13 protein-coding genes are annotated in these 15795 nt (G+C 71.2%); 4 read left to right on the forward strand and 9 right to left on the reverse strand.

The window, feature by feature from the left end; translation table 11 throughout:
* The first annotated feature begins 62 nt into the window (after nucleotides 1-62).
* On the forward strand, nucleotides 63-908 hold the full coding sequence (locus tag JOE61_RS20720) for an SCP2 sterol-binding domain-containing protein (RefSeq protein WP_193670604.1): 846 nt from the start codon (nucleotides 63-65) through the stop codon (nucleotides 906-908).
* 58 nt (nucleotides 909-966) lie between these two features.
* Here JOE61_RS20720 and JOE61_RS20725 read toward each other — a convergent pair whose 3' ends face one another.
* Genes JOE61_RS20725 through JOE61_RS21965 form a run of 3 tightly spaced genes read right to left on the reverse strand, consistent with a single transcriptional unit; the run spans nucleotide 967 to nucleotide 4647 of the window.
* The gene (locus tag JOE61_RS20725) at nucleotides 967-2229 is read right to left on the reverse strand and encodes a phospholipase D-like domain-containing protein (RefSeq protein ID WP_307823137.1); all 1263 of its coding nucleotides are present in this window, start codon (nucleotides 2227-2229) and stop codon (nucleotides 967-969) included.
* Between the two features lie 43 nt (nucleotides 2230-2272).
* Nucleotides 2273-2881 (reverse strand): hypothetical protein, encoded by a 609-nt coding sequence (locus tag JOE61_RS20730; RefSeq protein ID WP_193670605.1) that lies wholly within the window; start codon nucleotides 2879-2881, stop codon nucleotides 2273-2275.
* Entirely contained in the window at nucleotides 2878-4647 is a 1770-nt protein-coding gene (locus tag JOE61_RS21965; protein WP_193670606.1) for a right-handed parallel beta-helix repeat-containing protein, read from the reverse strand. The genes JOE61_RS20730 and JOE61_RS21965 overlap by 4 nt, the downstream gene beginning before the upstream one ends.
* Nucleotides 4648-4789: 142 nt before the next feature.
* Here JOE61_RS21965 and uvrB point away from each other — a divergent pair, with 142 nt between their 5' ends.
* Entirely contained in the window at nucleotides 4790-6928 is a 2139-nt protein-coding gene (gene uvrB / locus JOE61_RS20740; RefSeq protein ID WP_193670607.1) for an excinuclease ABC subunit UvrB, read from the forward strand.
* A gap of 19 nt (nucleotides 6929-6947) precedes the next feature.
* Here uvrB and JOE61_RS20745 read toward each other — a convergent pair whose 3' ends face one another.
* Entirely contained in the window at nucleotides 6948-7649 is a 702-nt protein-coding gene (locus JOE61_RS20745) for an ion channel (RefSeq protein WP_193670608.1), read from the reverse strand.
* Between the two features lie 56 nt (nucleotides 7650-7705).
* Between JOE61_RS20745 and JOE61_RS20750 the strand changes: the two genes are divergently transcribed.
* Together JOE61_RS20750 and JOE61_RS20755 are read left to right on the forward strand one after the other, a co-directional pair.
* Nucleotides 7706-8995, forward strand: coding sequence for an MFS transporter (locus JOE61_RS20750; RefSeq protein WP_307823138.1), 1290 nt, complete (start codon nucleotides 7706-7708; stop codon nucleotides 8993-8995).
* Entirely contained in the window at nucleotides 8992-9297 is a 306-nt protein-coding gene (locus JOE61_RS20755) for a hypothetical protein (RefSeq protein WP_193670609.1), read from the forward strand. The genes JOE61_RS20750 and JOE61_RS20755 overlap by 4 nt, the downstream gene beginning before the upstream one ends.
* Here the strand turns inward: JOE61_RS20755 and opgC are convergent.
* Genes opgC through JOE61_RS20780 form a run of 5 tightly spaced genes read right to left on the reverse strand, consistent with a single transcriptional unit; the run spans nucleotide 9275 to nucleotide 15734 of the window.
* Nucleotides 9275-11752 (reverse strand): OpgC domain-containing protein, encoded by a 2478-nt coding sequence (opgC, locus tag JOE61_RS22350; RefSeq protein WP_193670610.1) that lies wholly within the window; start codon nucleotides 11750-11752, stop codon nucleotides 9275-9277. The two genes, JOE61_RS20755 and opgC, sit on opposite strands and share 23 nt — an antisense overlap.
* A gap of 17 nt (nucleotides 11753-11769) precedes the next feature.
* Nucleotides 11770-12249 (reverse strand): ATP-binding protein, encoded by a 480-nt coding sequence (locus JOE61_RS20765; protein WP_193670611.1) that lies wholly within the window; start codon nucleotides 12247-12249, stop codon nucleotides 11770-11772.
* Complete coding sequence (locus JOE61_RS20770; RefSeq protein WP_193670612.1) at nucleotides 12242-12577, reverse strand: STAS domain-containing protein; 336 nt, start codon at nucleotides 12575-12577, stop codon at nucleotides 12242-12244. Before JOE61_RS20770 ends, JOE61_RS20765 begins: the two co-directional genes overlap by 8 nt.
* Nucleotides 12574-14541: a glycosyltransferase family 2 protein gene (locus JOE61_RS20775; RefSeq protein WP_307823139.1), complete on the reverse strand. Its 1968-nt coding sequence runs from the start codon at nucleotides 14539-14541 to the stop codon at nucleotides 12574-12576. Before JOE61_RS20775 ends, JOE61_RS20770 begins: the two co-directional genes overlap by 4 nt.
* A complete protein-coding gene (locus JOE61_RS20780) occupies nucleotides 14538-15734 on the reverse strand; it encodes a PP2C family protein-serine/threonine phosphatase (protein ID WP_204797331.1) in 1197 nt (398 codons plus the stop codon). Before JOE61_RS20780 ends, JOE61_RS20775 begins: the two co-directional genes overlap by 4 nt.
* Nucleotides 15735-15795 lie beyond the last annotated feature (61 nt).

Here is a 15795-nt window from a genome sequence, read left to right on the forward strand (position 1 = left end):
ACCCGGCGCAAATGTCGCGCTGACCCGGCCCGAACCGGCCGTAGCGTGGTTACTGTGACGCTGTGACGCAGACAACATCGACGGTGCTGCTCGACCCCGCGGAGGCTGTCGCGCTCCTGCAGCGCCTGCCCGAGCACGCGCTGCCCGAGAGGCTCGCCGCCCTGCGCGGCAGCGTGCGCTTCGACCTCACCCACGACGGTCACGTCGTGACCAGCAGCGTCGTGGTCCTCACCGACGGCGTGGTCGAGGTGGTCCCCCCAACGGACGCGCCGGTCGACGTGGTGCTCACGATGCCCGCGAGCCACCTGCCCGACCTGGTCGGTGGCGTCGCCAACGCCGGTCTCGACCTGCTGGCGGGGCGGCTGGTGGTCGAGGGGGACGCCGACCTCGCGCTGGCGCTGGGCGGCGTGTTCGTCGTGCCAGGCACGGAGGCCGACCCCGTCGCCGTCGACCCGCGCGCGCTCGACCCGGTGACCGTCGCCCGCACGCTCGTCGGCGTCCCCACCGCCCACCTGCGCTCGGTGATGGCGGGCGGCTTCCGCCACGTCGTCCTCGAGGAGGTGTTCAGCCGACTGCCGACCTTCCTCGATGCCCGCAGAGCCGGGCGCTGCGACCTGACGATCGGCTTCCGGCTCACCGGTCGCGGCGACGGGGAGACCGAGAGGTACGTCGTGCGCGTCGCCGACGGAGTCTGCCGCACGGCCGGTCCCGGCCTGGTCGACACCGAGGTGCCCGAGCGCCGCGACGCGACCATCACGTGCGCGGGCCACGACTTCCTGCGCCTGGCGACCGGTCACCTCGCGCCGGTCGCGGGGGTGCTTAAGGGCCAGCTCAAGGTGAAGGGTGACAAGGCCAAGGCGCTGCAGCTGCTCTCGGTGCTCGACATCCCCTCCGCGGACCAGCCCTGAAGGTCTGGGCCGACTCGGCGCGAAGTATGGGCCGGGTCAGCGTGAGATATGGGACGGGTCAGAGCAGGGGGCGCAGGGGAGCGAGCACGAACTCGGTGAACTTGCGGTGCAGGTCGCGCGCCTCCCACTCGCCGATCGTCAGCTCGAGGCAGTTCGACTCGTCGACGGTGAAGATCTCCTCCATCACCTCGGCGAGCCCGCGGTCGATGGCCTCGACGTTGATCTCGTAGTTGCCGCTGAGGCTCAGCCGGTCGATGTTGGCGGTGCCGACGGTGGTCCAGGTGCCGTCGACGGTCGCGGTCTTCGCGTGCACCATCGCGTCGCGGTAGCGGAAGATCCGCACCCCCGCCTCGAGCAGGTGCGAGAAGTAGCCGCGCGAGATCCAGTCGGCCACGATGTGGTTCGACTTCAGCGGCACCAGCAGGCGCACGTCGACGCCGCGGCGCGCGGCGTCCTTGAGGGCGTCGACGAAGTCGGGGTCGGGTAGGAAGTAGGCGGTGGTCAGCCAGATGTTGCGGCTGGCCCGGTTGATCGCCTCGAGGTACATCGAGCGGATGGGGAACATCCACAGCCGCGGCACGTTGCGCTGGAACCGGATCCGCGACTCCCACACCGAGGACGTCTCGAGCAGCAGCGGGCGCGCGCTGTGGCCCAGCCGCCGGCGCCGGTTGAGGTTCCAGAAGTCCGCGAAGGCGCGCTGCAGGTCCCACACGCCCGGCCCGGTGACCCGCACGTGGGTGTCGCGCCACTCGGTCTCGTAGGCGTCACCGATGTTGAAGCCGCCCACGAAGCCGACCTCACCGTCGACGACCAGGATCTTGCGGTGGTCGCGGCCGTAGCGGCGCAGGTCGAAGAAGCGCAGGCCGGCGGCGTACACGGGGTAGCGCAGCACCTTCATCGAGCGCGGGAAGTGCTTGAAGACGGGGGAGACGACGAGGTTGGCGAAGCCGTCGTAGATGCAGTAGACGTCGACCCCCCGCGCCGCGGCGTCGGCCAGGGCCTTCTTGAAGCGCTCGCCGGTCGCGTCGCCCTTCCAGATGTAGGTCTCGAAGAAGACCTGGCGCTGCGCCCCCTCGATCGCCTCGAGCATGTCGGCGTAGAGGTCGCTGCCGTAGGTGTAGGTGGTCATCGTCCCCCCGCCCACCTCCACCGTGCGCGGCGGCGTGGTGGGGAAGGGCTTGGGCTTCTTGCCCCTCCGACGGTAGGAGTCGACCAGCGACATCCCGATCGCGACGGCGAGCTGCACGCCCACGATCGTCAGCAGCGTGCGCCGCACGACCCGCAGCACCCGTCCGGCCATGGGTTCGCTGCGGTGGGTCACGCGGACACGTTAGTACCAGGCCGGAGGTGGCGGTGCAGGCCCGTCAGCGTCGTACGTCGTCGCCGCGGACCAGGGTGCGCTCGGGGCAGTCGAGGATGACCTGGCTGTGCACGACCAGCGGCACCTCGAGGTCGACCAGCACGGAGGTCTCGCGGCCCAGCACGGTGCCGCTGACCCGCACCTGGTCGAAGGAGTTGTTGGCCCGCTCGTGGTAGTAGCGGCAGTTGGCGTACTCGAAGACCAGCCCCACCTCGCCGTCCCCGTACGGCGTGAGCGCCACCGGCTCGATGGGCCCGCCCACCGGCTCCAGCAGGGGGTAGTCGGGCTCGACCAGCTCGACGTCGGTGACGCGCCAGGGCACGGCCGAGGCGTTGCGCAGCGGCACCGTGAGCTCGACGCGCTCGCCGTAGCGGTAGTGCAGGGCGTAGGTCCCCGCATCGCCGTACCCCTCGACGTGGAGGCCGGCGTCGGGCGCGAGCGCCACCTCCGGGGAGTGCACGGTGACCAGGTGCGGGGCGAGCGCCCAGCCGACCGCGAGGGCCGCGGCCAGGCCGAGGGCCGCCGCCACGAGCCGCCCGCGGCCGCGGCCCGGGAGGCCGGGCTCGAGGGGCGCCACGCCCGCGTGGGGCCGTGGTGCGGTCTGCAGGCTCACTGGTCGGCCCGGGCGCGCTGGCGTCGGGCGCCGGCGGCGCGGATGCCCAGGGTGCCCACCAGCGTGATCGCCAGCAGGGCCGCGGGGGCGACGGGTCCGTCACCGGGCCGCTCGGCCCCGGCGCCCTGCGCCCGGGAGCCGGTGCCGGGCTTCTCCGGGGTGTCGAGCCAGTCGCAGCCGGCCGGGTCGGGCTCGGACCGGCGGTCGTAGGTCGCGCAGGGGATCAGCTGGGTCGTCTTGACCAGGTTGCCGATGGGCCACTGCGAGGGGTTGCCGCAGTCGGGCAGGTCGATCGCGTAGTTGTGGGTGACCTCCGCGCCGGGGGCGGTCAGGTTGTCCTGCCAGCAGTTGCCCTGGCCGGCCTCGTCCCAGTAGAAGTCGATGCCGTTGGGCAGGACCTCGCCCTTCGGCGAGTAGCCGAGCTCGTTCTTGGTGAAGGCGTTGTGGTTGGAGTTGTCCTGCTGGTGCAGCGGGTCGTAGTCGCCGCGCAGCAGCGCCGGCGGCACCCAGAAGAGCATGAAGCCCTGCCGCCAGTTGTCCCAGACCTGGTTGGAGTCGATGAAGTTGTGGTTGCCGATGATCATGCCGCCGGTGCCGACGGGAAAGCCGAAGGCGGGGCAGACCACGCCACGCTGGTGACCCACCAGCTCGGCCGTCGTCTCCTGGCAGGGGGCGTCGTCGCCCTGCACGTACTTCTCGTAGTAGTTGGTGTTGTTGCTGTAGATCAGGTTGTCCTCGAACCACCCGTGGTCCTGCGGCATTCCGGGGTGGCCGGCGAGGATCGACTCGACGATGAAGCCGAGCCCGTTGTGGTGGATGCGGTTGTCGTGCACGTAGACCGAGTTCCCGGCCGTCCCGGACATGCCGAGCGCGTTGTGGTGCATGTTGCAGCCGGTGACCTCGGCCGCCCAGCGGGTCAGGGGGCCCGTGGTGCTGCTGGTGGCGTTCACGTCGGCGGCCGAGCCCGGGTAGACGCCCGAGTCGCCGTTGCGGTGGGCGTTGCAGTTCGAGATCACGCCGTGGTCGGAGGTGAAGGTCAGCACGCCGTAGAGGTCGTTGTGCGAGGCCTCGAAGCGGTCGAGCACGTAGCCGTCGGTCTCGTGGACGTAGAAGGCGTTCTCGCGGAAGAGCATGGCGCGCATGTTGGCCAGGTAGAAGCCGTCGGCCCGGTCGGCCTTGATGCCGTTGTGCTTGACCCAGTCGCCGTCCTCGCGGAAGCCGCCCTTGAGCGTGACGTCGCGCGGGCCCGCGCCGGTGCCGACCACCTGCAGGTCGCACAGCTGGTTGTCGCACGTGATGTCGGGGTCGTCCGGGTCGTCGCCGGCGATGGTGACCAGGTTGACCACCTCGCCGCAGGAGACGATCTGGTCGTACTCGACGACGCCGCCCTCGTAGTCGTCCATGCAGGGCACGTCCCAGCTGGGCTGCTCGCGGTAGACACCCGGCAGCACGTAGATGTTGGTGCGCTGCCTCTCGACCGCGTCCACGGCCGCCTGCATGTGCCGGTGCTCGCACTGGCGCAGCAGCCGCATGTTGAAGGCGCGCAGCTTCCTGCCCGGCAGCTTCCTGATCCGCTTCCGCGAGTCCGCCTTGCAGACCACGATCACGTCGGCGGCCTGCCGGAGGGACCGCTTCTTCGGGACCGTGCCGTCCCCGGCCGGGAACTGCGACTCGCGTTCCTCGTGCGCGGCCACAGGGGACGACGCCGTCAGGGAGAGCGTGAAGGAGATGAGGGCCAGGCAGAGCAGCCGGACGACGATGCGCACGAGGGACTCCTCGGGGGGAGGTGGAGGGAGCGTGCGCTGAATATATGAGCGTCGTTCACGTTATGGAAGAGAAGCAGCCTCACCGGCCCGCACCGGGCGCCGGGACCGTGCGGGTGTCGGTGGGCATGTCTAGGCTCGGAGCATGCGTCCTGTCACCGACCTCGAGCGCCGTGTCGCCCCCTTCAAGGTGGTCTCCGACTACCAGCCCGGCGGCGACCAGCCCGCCGCGATCGCCGAGATCTCCAAGCGCATCAACGGCGGCGAGCAGGACGTGGTGCTCCTGGGGGCCACCGGCACCGGCAAGACCGCCACCGTGGCCTGGGTCGCCGAGCAGGTGCAGCGCCCGCTGCTGGTGCTCCAGCCCAACAAGACGCTGGCCGCGCAGTTCGCCAACGAGCTGCGCCAGCTCTTCCCCGACAACGCGGTGGAGTACTTCGTCTCCTACTACGACTACTACCAGCCCGAGGCCTACGTCCCCCAGACCGACACCTACATCGAGAAGGACTCCTCGATCAACGAGGAGGTCGAGCGGTTGCGGCACTCGGCGACCAACTCGCTGCTGACCCGTCGCGACGTGATCGTGGTCAGCACGGTCTCGTGCATCTACGGCCTGGGCACCCCGCAGGAGTACGTCGACCGGATGCTGCGGCTGCGGGTGGGCGAGGAGCGCGACCGCGACTCGATCCTGCGCCAGCTGGTGGAGATCCAGTACACGCGCAACGACATGTCCTTCACCCGGGGCACCTTCCGGGTGCGCGGCGACACCCTCGAGATCTTCCCGGTCTACGAGGAGCACGCGGTGCGCATCGAGTTCTTCGGCGACGAGATCGAGCGGCTGATGACCCTGCACGCCGTCACCGGCGAGGTGATCACCGAGGACAACGAGCTCTACGTCTTCCCCGCCACCCACTACGTCGCTGGCCCGGAGCGGATGGAGCGCGCGATCCGCGGGATCGAGGCCGAGCTCGAGGAGCAGCTGGCGAGCTTCGAGAAGCAGGGCAAGCTGCTCGAGGCCCAGCGCCTGCGGATGCGCACGACGTACGACATCGAGATGATGCGCCAGGTCGGCTCCTGCTCGGGCATCGAGAACTACTCGATGCACATGGACGGGCGGGCGCGCGGCTCGGCGCCCAACTGCCTGCTCGACTACTTCCCCGAGGACTACATGCTCGTCGTCGACGAGTCGCACGTCGCGGTCCCGCAGATCGGGGGCATGTACGAGGGCGACATGTCGCGCAAGCGCAACCTGGTCGACCACGGGTTCCGCCTGCCCAGCGCCATGGACAACCGCCCCCTGAAGTGGGAGGAGTTCCTCGAGCGGATCGGTCAGACGATCTACCTCTCGGCCACCCCTGGTGACTACGAGCTCGACAAGGTCGGCGGCTCGACCCCGCCGCACGTCGTCGAGCAGATCATCCGCCCCACCGGCCTGATCGACCCCGAGGTCGTGGTCAAGCCGACGAAGGGCCAGATCGACGACCTGATCCACGAGATCCGCGAGCGCGCCGAGAAGGACGAGCGGGTCCTGGTCACCACGCTGACCAAGAAGATGTCGGAGGACCTGACCGACTACCTGCTCGACGCGGGCATCCGCACCCGCTACCTGCACAGCGAGGTCGACACGCTCAAGCGCATCGAGCTGCTGCGCGACCTGCGCCTGGGCCAGTACGACGTGCTGGTCGGCATCAACCTGCTGCGCGAGGGGCTCGACCTGCCGGAGGTCTCGCTGGTCTCGATCCTCGACGCCGACAAGGAGGGGTTCCTGCGCTCGGACAAGTCGCTGATCCAGACGATCGGGCGCGCGGCGCGCAACGTCTCGGGCCAGGTGCACATGTACGCCGACAAGATCACGCCCTCGATGGAGGCCGCGATCGAGGAGACCAACCGGCGTCGCGAGAAGCAGGTGGCCTACAACACCGCCCACGGCGTCGACCCGATGCCGCTGCGCAAGAAGATCGCCGACATCACCGAGATGCTCGCCCGCGAGGACGAGAACACCCAGGCGCTGCTCGAGACCTGGGCCGGCACCGCGGCCAAGGGCCGTGCCGGCGGGGTCAAGGCCAAGCAGCCGGTCCCGGCGCTGGCGGGCAAGGACGCCGGCAAGCACGCCAAGGAGCTGGCCGGCATGCCCAGCGCCGACCTCGCCCAGCTCATCCAGGACCTCACCGACCAGATGCGCGAGGCGGCCGCCGAGCTGCAGTTCGAGCTCGCCGCGCGGCTGCGTGACGAGGTGGAGGAGCTGAAGAAGGAGCTGCGCCAGATGATGGAGGCCACCAAGTAGCCGGCCGCTCGAGCCACGCTCAGTCCTTGTCCACGGCCTTCATCGCCTGGCGGCTGACCGTGAGTCCGACCAGGCGCGAGATCACCAGGGCGACGTAGAGCACGCCCACCACCATCTCGACGGCCACGAAGGAGCGCGCGTGCGAGCCCATCGGCACCACGTCCGAGAGGCCGACGCTCGTGAGCACCGAGAACGACAGGTAGAGCAGCTCGAACCAGGTCTGGCCGTCGGTCGCGGAGCCTCCCGAGAAGGAGTCCGGGGAGAGCACGGCCACCGCGGCGTAGACGTAGGCGAAGCCCCACGCGACCACGGTGAAGGCGGCGCCCGTGGCGTACAGCTCGTCCTTGGTGACCTTGTCGTCGTGGAAGAGGTAGCGGATCATCGAGTACGAGACGTAGAAGTAGAACGGCGCGTGCAGCAGCGCCGAGACCAGCACGATCCAGTCGACGTCCGCCGTGAGCGCCTCCAGCACCGTGAAGCCGGCGGCGGGCACCCCCACGAGCAGTGCCACCCAGTTCAGGGCCGGCGTGCGGCGCACGGCGGCCAGGGCCGCGCCCACCACGGCGATCTGCGCGACCCCGAGCAGGGCCCGGCCGACGGTGCTGCCGTCGAGGAAGGGGTAGGCGATGACGGCCAGGACCTGGGTGGCCAGCAGGACCGCCGACGGCTGGGGTCCCAGGACCCCGTCGGCTCGGGGATCACGCGAGAACCGGCTCCTCATGAGGGCCACCCTAGGGGTGGAGACCCCGTGCTCCGGGAGGGGCGGAGAATGACACCGTGACGAGGACACCCGAGCGAGCGCCGTCGGCGGCGGTGCTGATCTGGGCGGTCGCGCTGTCCCTCTACCTGCTGGCGGTCTTCCACCGCTCGTCGCTGGCCGTGGCCGGGCTGGTGGCCACCGAGCGCTTCGACATCTCCGCCTCCCAGCTGGCGAGCTTCACGATGCTGCAGCTGCTGGTCTACGCCGCCATGCAGGTGCCGGTCGGGCTGCTCGTCGACCGGTACGGCCCCCGCAGCGTGCTCCTCAGCGGTGCGGTCCTGCTCGCTGCGGCGCAGACGGCCTTCGCGTTCGCCGAGAGCTACCCGGTGGCGCTGGTGGCGCGCTTCTTCGTAGGCATGGGCGACGCGATGACCTTCATCTGCGTGCTGCGGCTGCTGGCCACCTGGTTCCCGGTGCGGCGGGTGCCGCTGTTCACCCAGCTGACGGGCACCATCGGCCAGACCGGCGCGATCGCGGCCGCGGTGCCGATGACCTGGGCGCTGGGCCAGTGGGGGTGGACCACGGCCTACCTCGTCACCGCCGTCGTCGGAGCCGTGCTGACGCTGGTGGCCCTGGTCGTGGTCGCCGACGCGCCGGGACGCCGGCACACGCGCGGTGAGCTCATGTCGCCCGCGCTCGTGGTGGCGAGCCTGCGGGCCTCCTGGTCGCACCCCGGCACCCGGCTCGGATTCTGGATGCACTTCTCCACCCAGTTCAGCGCGACGACGCTCTCGCTGCTGTGGGGCTACCCCTTCTTCGTGCGCGGCGAGGGTCGCAGCCCTGGTGAGGCCGGGTTCCTGCTGACCCTGATCGTGGTGGCCGTGATCGTCAGCGGGCCGGTGCTGGGGTGGCTGATCGGCCTGCACCCGTGGCACCGCTCCTCGATGGTGCTCGCGGTGGTGATCAGCATCGTGGTCAGCTGGAGCGTCGTGCTGGCCTGGCCCGGCAACGCCCCGTTCGGGGTGCTCGTCGTGCTGGCCCTGGTGTGCGGTGTCGGCGGCCCGGCCTCGATGATCGGCTTCGACGTCGGGCGCACCGCCAACCCGCCGGAGCGGATGGCCAGCTCGACGGGCATCATCAACGTCGGCGGCTTCTCGGCCAGCCTGGTGCTGGTCGTGGCGATCGGCCTGGTGCTCGACTGGCGCACGCCGGGCGGCGGGTCCGACTACACGCCGGAGGCGTTCCGGTGGGCGATGAGCACCCAGTACGTGCTCTGGACCCTCGGTCTGGTCCAGGTCTACCGCTACCGGCTGCGCGCCCGGCGCACCTTCGACCGCGCCGCACTCGAGGCGGGCAGCGGGTCATGAGCGGACGCAGTGACGTCGAGCACACCCCCGACGGCCGCTACATCGTGGTCGACGGTCGCCGGTGGCGTGCCACCGACCCCGACCTCCCGCCCGAGCGCCGCGACGAGCTGCAGCGCAACCTGATGGCGTGGCGCCGCGACGTGCGCCGCACCCGGGGCACCGACGAGGAGCAGACCTCGCGCGCCGGCGTGCAGGCGGCGAAGGAGGCGCTGGGGGAGCGCGGCACCCCGTGGTGGGATCTGGGCGACGAGGAGCGGCGGCGACGCTGGGAGGCGCCCCTCAGCGAGCCACCGTCCTCCTGACCAGTCCCGGCGCCAGCACCACCAGCAGCACGAGGGCGACGGTGGGCAGCACCACGGTCGCCCACCAGGCACCGGGCGCGGTGGTCCCCGTGCCGGTCGCGACGGTGTCGACCACGACGAGCAGCAGCACGTGCAGGACCAGCACAAGCAGCCCGGCGCGGCCCACGGGCACCAGTACCCGGGCGACGCCGCGGCGCACCGGGGTCCAGGCCGCGCTGAGGACCGCGACGGCCACCAGCCCCACCAGCAGGACGGACAGGAGGCGTCCGGCACCCAGGGCGTCGCCACCCCACAGGTGGAGGAGCAGCGCAGGTCCCCCGGGGGCCGTCCAGGCAACGGTCAGCGCCGTGGCCAGGGCGACGACCGAGGCCAGGAGCCCGGCCCGGCCTGCCGGGGACGCCCATGCCCGGGCCAGGACGGTCCGGTGGTGGCCCAGCACCAGTCCGTGGACGAAGACCACCTGCCACACCAGTGGTGGGTAGGCGGACTCGTACTGCCCCACGGTCCAGTCAGGAGCGGTGACGGTGCCCCACGTGAAGAGGCCCCACGACAGCAGCAGTGCCAGCCACCACAGGCCACGTCCCAGCAGCCACAGGACCGCCGGCGCGGCCAGGGACAGCACCACGAGCAGTCCCAGCATGGCCAGCGGCCAGGGACCGGTGCCCAGGAGGAACAGGTCACGCACGGCGGGCCACGGCGGCGGGTACTCCAGCAGCGATGCGGCCCCGGTGTAGAGGTCGACGCCGGCGCCGGTCGCCGCCCAGGTGGTGACCCCGGAGGTCCTGGCGCCCGGCAGGTAGGAGACGCCCAGGACGACGAGCGTCGTCGCGACCGCGGTGAACCACAACGCGGCTCCTCGGCGCCACCACCGGCCCGCGGCGGACAGGGCGCCCACCCGTGCCACGTGCGGCCCGTGCCCCATCGCCAGCACCACGCCCGAGAGCAGCACGAAGGCCTCCGGTCCCGTGGTCACGCCCATCAGTCGTGACACGGGGCCGGACGTGGCGGTGAGCGCCTCGAGGTGCGCGGCCACCAGGACGACCAGCAGGATCCCCCGCAGGACGTCGAGACGCTCGTCGCGACCGGTCGTGTCGGGGGCATCGTGACCCGGCCAGCTCCATCCCGGTCGCAGTCGCGAGACGAGGAGCGCGAGCAGCAGCATGACGGTCAGCGCCCACCAGGCCGCCACCAGGCCGCCGGCGGCCGGGTCGGGGCGCACGGCAGGGGCGATGTCGCCGTCGCGCTCGGCTGCCGCGCCGGGCTGGTCGCCGGTCGGTGCCGAGGTGACGGGGCCCAGCGTCACCTCGCCGGTGAGGTCCTCGGCGAAGGCGGTCGCCAGTCGTGGCAGGCGGGTGGCCCGCCAGTCGACCGTCCGGCCCTGCACCTCGGCCTCGGGTCGGCGCTGCTCGAGCCACGAGATGCCGCGCAGCAGCGGATACTCCTCGTCGGCCGCCAGGACCTGTCGCCACCAGGCGCGCTTGATCCTGAGCTCGGGGTCACCAGCGGCGTCCGGCAGCCAGACCGCACCGGTCTCGACCAGCAGTGGCCGCTCGTACGCTTCGGCGAAGCGCTCGTAGAACGGCTCGCGTCGCCTCGTGCCGTCGTAGCCGAACTGCTCCTCCATGCGGGCCCGGAAGGCGCCGGCCCGGGGAGCGACATCGGTCTCGAAGCCGATGCTGCGCTCGTCCTCGCCCGGCGTGCCGCCGGACGACGGGTCGAGGGCGTTGTCCTCGCGTCCGCGGTCGATGCCGAAGTGGAACAGCGTCAGGCCTACCCAGTCGACCGCCTCGGCGCCGGGCCAGTAGGGGCCGTAGGGATCGTCGTCGCCGTCGAGCCGACCGTCAGCGTCGGTGTCGAGAGCGGTGACGTCGCGGGTGCGGTCGGGGTCCACGTCCCCGTACGCCGCCCCGTAGGGGTAGCCGGCGCCGTAGACGGGCGACCAGACGAGCCGTGCTTCGGGGGCCGAGGCGTGCACCACCCCGGCCAGCTCGCGAAAAGCCGACACGTAGGCCCGGGGCTGCTGGCCCCAGGAGTACCAGGTGCCGTTCATCTCGGGGGCGAAACGGAGCAGGAACGTGGTCCCGTGCTCGGCGTGCAGCCGGCTGAGGGTCTCGGCCAGCGCTGCCGCGTCGGCCTGGTCGAGATCACCCAGGGCGACCGACGGCTCGAGACTGAGCAGGGCCACAGCCCCCTGCGGCGCGACCTGCTCGACCATCTGCTCCAGGAAGGTCGTCGACTCGGTGTCGAGCGGGTACGCGACGCGCTGCTCGTAGAGGGAGGGAGCCAGGCCCAGGCGTTCCTGGTAGGCGGCCGCGCTGTCATCGGCCCAGTCCAGCCCGGGCCCGAAGAGCGGACGCCCGGCCGGTGGCACCGCCGGGCCGGGAGTGGTCTCGGCGCCGGCCGGGGGCCAGGGCCCGACCGCGAGGAGCAGCAGCCAGGCCAGGAGGAGCAGCACCGGCCTCCGCTGCTGTCTCACCGTGCGGCGCCGTGCAGGCACATCAGGTGCCACCTGTTGCGCCCCTCCACCCGTTCGTACTCCAGTGCGTCCAGGGCGGCGGTCGCCATGGCCAGGCCGCGTCCGGACTCGGCCAGGTCGTCGGGCATCGTGGCGGTCTCGAGGTCCAGAGACATCGGCAACCCGTTGTCGCTGAGCGCGGCGATCAACCGGGTCGCGGTGACGGCCAGGGTGATCGTGAACCGGCGTGAACCGCCTGGCGGGCGGGACAGTCCGGAGTCGGCCTGGTAGGCGTGCTCGACGATGTTGGACAGGATCTCGATGACGGACATCTCGAACCGCATCCGGGCGCTCGCGTCGACGTCCTCGCGCTGGGCGAGCAGGTGCTCGAGCAGCGCGTGCACCAGGTCGAGGATCTCGGGGGTGGCGGCGGCCGAGAGCTCGAGCCGGTCGTCGATCTGGTCCAGGCCCGGCTCGACGGCGGAGCCCTCAGTCATCGAACGCACCGTCGACGTCCTCGCGTGCACGCAGCACCCGATCGAGGTTGGTCAGCTCGAACACCGTGGTCACGGCGGGCGTGGGTCGCGCGATGCGCAGGTCACCACCGGCCTGGCGCGCGGCCTTGAGGCCACCGATGAGGGCGCCGAGGCCGGAGGAGTCCAGGAAGGTCGTCTCCGCCATGTCGACGACGATGCGGACGGTCCCGCCCGCCACCAGTTCGGAGAGCAGCTCCTTGAGGCGGCGTGCGGAGACCATGTTGAGTCGTCCCTGGGGGACGACCACGCCTACTCCGTCGTCGCGCGTGTGGACGGCGAAATCGATCATGATGCTCCTTGGGGTCCGGGGACGGGATCGGGGGAGTAGCCGCGGTAGCGCGCGGCACGGATGATGATGGAGAAGATGGCGAGGTCGAAGACCACCCAGACCATGTTGAAGACGCTGCCGAAGACGTCGGCCTGCCCGACCGCGATCCGCACGACCCCCACGACCATCGCACCGAGCAGCAGGCCCATGGCCCACAGCTGGGGGCGCACGAGGTGCCAGGCGGGGCCGGTGTCGGCCTGCTTGGTCTTCGGCGTCACCGCGAAGTCCAGGTCCCGGTGCAGGAACACGTTGCCGAACGCCGACGTGAACGACGTGATCCAGACCGGGAAGAGCGCCAGGGAGTACTGCTGCCCGCGCCAGGTCGGTCGACCGTTCGCCACGACGAGGAACAGGAGCTGGTTGACGATCAGGAAAGGCACCAGCCGCGCGAAGAAGTCGGTGGAGAGCGCCTTGACCGGAAGCACCCCGATGGTCAGGTAGATGACGGGCGCGGCGATGTAGACCAGGGCCGCGAACCCGGACAGGTAGCTCCACATCGTGGAGAAGTACATGAGCCGCTGGGCCAGGCTCAGCCCCTTCTGGACCAAGGGGTTCTCGCGGAACATCACCTGCACGGTGCCCTGGGCCCAGCGCAGCCGTTGCACCAGCATCGTCTGCAGGTCCTCGGGCGCCAGCCCGTGGGCCAGCACCTCGTCGTGGTAGGCGCTGCGCCACCCCAGGGTGTGCAGGCGCATGCAGGTGGCCATGTCCTCGGTGACCGAGATGGTCGCCAGGGGCATGATCGGCTGCGCCTCGCCGGTGCGGTCGACGTCGAGTGCTCGCACCAGGGCGTCGACGGTCTCGACGGCCCCCAGGGGGGACAGGTCCCGGGCAGCCATCCGCGCCAACGCCGACTCGTCGATGGTGGCCAGGCTCAGGTCGGGATCGTGGGCGATCCCCTCGAGCTCGGCGATGACCGCCAGGTCGGCCTGGAGCGTCTCCAGGTCGGAGGCGACGAGGCGGGTCCGCACCTCCTCGACCCTGCGCTGGAACCGGTAGGTGACGTCGAAGAGCGGCGTGCCCCGCTCGAGCTCTCGCCGGGCCCTCCCGATGTCGTGGGCGATCTCGTCGAGGGCTCCCCGGACCTCGTGCTCCTCCGGGCCCAGCTGGCGTCGCGCCCGGCGGACCACCGAGCGGGCCGTGCGCAGGGCGCGGCGTACGCCCTCCTCGACCTCGCCGACGTAGCGGGAGATCCCCAGCTGCATCAGGGCCTCGCGCCGGATGACGGCGTTGGAGCCGCAGAAGAAGGCGGCGTTCCAGCCGTCCTTGCCCTGCTGGATCGGCCCGTAGAACAACGGCGCCTGGCTGCCTAGAGGGTCGCTGGCCGCGACGTTGACGAACCACTGAGGGGTCTGCACCAGTGCCATCCGCTCGTCCGCGAAGTAGCCCAGCGTGTGGTCCAGGATCTCCGGGAGCGGCACCTGGTCGGCGTCGAGGATCAGGAGGAACTCCCCGTCGGTGGCCAGCAGCGCGTTGTTCAGGTTGCCGGCCTTGGCATGGCGCGGCATGCCCGCCCAGTCGGCGGAGCGGGTCAGCCACCCGATGCCCTCGGCTTCCGCGGCCGCACGCATCTCGGGGCGGTTGCCGTCGTCGAGGACCCAGGTGCGGTGCGGGTAGGTGATGTCCTTGGCGGCTCTCGCGGTGCGCATGACCAGGTCGATGGGCTCGTTGTAGGTGGCGATGAAGACGTCGACGGTGAGGCCTGGCGGGGCAGCCGGTGCGTCCCCGCGCTCCTTGAGCCGCCACATGCCCAGCCCGAAGAGCAGGGAGTCGACGAGGCTGTAGGTCTCGGCCAGCACGAGCGGCACCGCGATCCACCACGCAGACCAGCTCACCGAGAACATCCAGCGCCAGGCGACGTAGTTGATGCCGAGCAGGGCGGTCGCCACCACGATGACGCGGATCAGCGCCAGGCGACGCGTCACCGGCCGGAGTCCTGCCCGGCGCCGAAGACGGCGACTGCGGTGATGTCGTCGAGGGGGGTCTGCGAGTGCGCCAGCCGGGTGATGGCGGCCAGGCAACCGGACAGGTCGGCGGCGCCGGCGACCAGCTCACCGATGGGCTCCCACCAGCTCGCCTGGTCGGGAACGAGGTCCAGGAGACCGTCGCTGAAGACCAGCAACCGGTCCGCCGGGCCCAGGTCGCGCTCGTGCTCGGTCCAGTGGTCGTCGGCCAGAACACCCAGGGGACGGTCGCGACCGTCGAGGCGCTCGATGGTGCCGTCGCCGCGGACCAGGAGCGCCAGGCCGGAGCCGGCGTCGACGTAGCGCAGCAGGCCCGTGCCGGCGTCGAGCGCGACCTCGAAGAGGGTCAGGAACGACTCGGCGGACTCGAGGTCGGCCAGCAGTCCCTGCGCGACCTGGGTGACGGTCACGCCCAGGTCCACGCCGGCGGCGACCGCGGCGTCGGTGCTGCGCAACGCGGTGCGGGCTCCGGCTCCGATGAGCGCGGCGCCGGTCCCCTTGCCCATGACGTCGCCCAGGCTCAGGTGCAGGACGTCGTCGGTGACGGAGTAGTCGAAGAAGTCGCCCCCGACCGCGAGTGCGGGGTGGCACACGCCTGCGACCTGCCACGCCCCGGTCCGCAGCGGCGCCGAGGGGAGCAGGGAGGCCTGGACGTGTCGCGCCTGCGACATCTCCGTCGACGACACCAGCTCCCGCTCAGCCCAGGCGGCCAGGTCCTCGAAGACCTCGAGGTCGTCGTCGTCCACCTCGCGCGGGCGTGTGTCGAGGACGCAGAACGTCGCTACGGGACTGCCGTGCGGGTCGCGCAGCGTGCGGCCGAGGTAGAACCTGATCCCCTCCTCGTTCACGGCGGGAAGATCCGCGAACCGCGGCAGGAGCGCCGCGTCGCGCACCACGAGCGTCTCGTCCTGGCCCATGGCGGCGTCGCAGAAGGTGTCGCGGCGCGGCATCGGATCGCCCGGCATGCCCTGCACGGAGGGGAACCACGCCCGGTCGTGCTCCAGCACGGTCACCCCCGCCATCGGGACCGACAGCGCCAGGCGCGCCAACCGGGTGATCCTGTCGAGCCGGGGATGCCGTCCGCCCGGGGCCAGCCCGAGGCTGTCGACGGCACGCTGGCGCTGCGCCTCGGAGGCGGCGTCGTGGTCTGTCATGTGATCCTGACTCGTCTCGTGCTCAGGTCGAGCCGTGGCTCTGGTCCCCCCCAGGCAGGGC

The sequence above is a fragment of the Nocardioides salarius genome, from assembly GCF_016907435.1.
Taxonomy (GTDB): domain Bacteria; phylum Actinomycetota; class Actinomycetes; order Propionibacteriales; family Nocardioidaceae; genus Nocardioides; species Nocardioides salarius.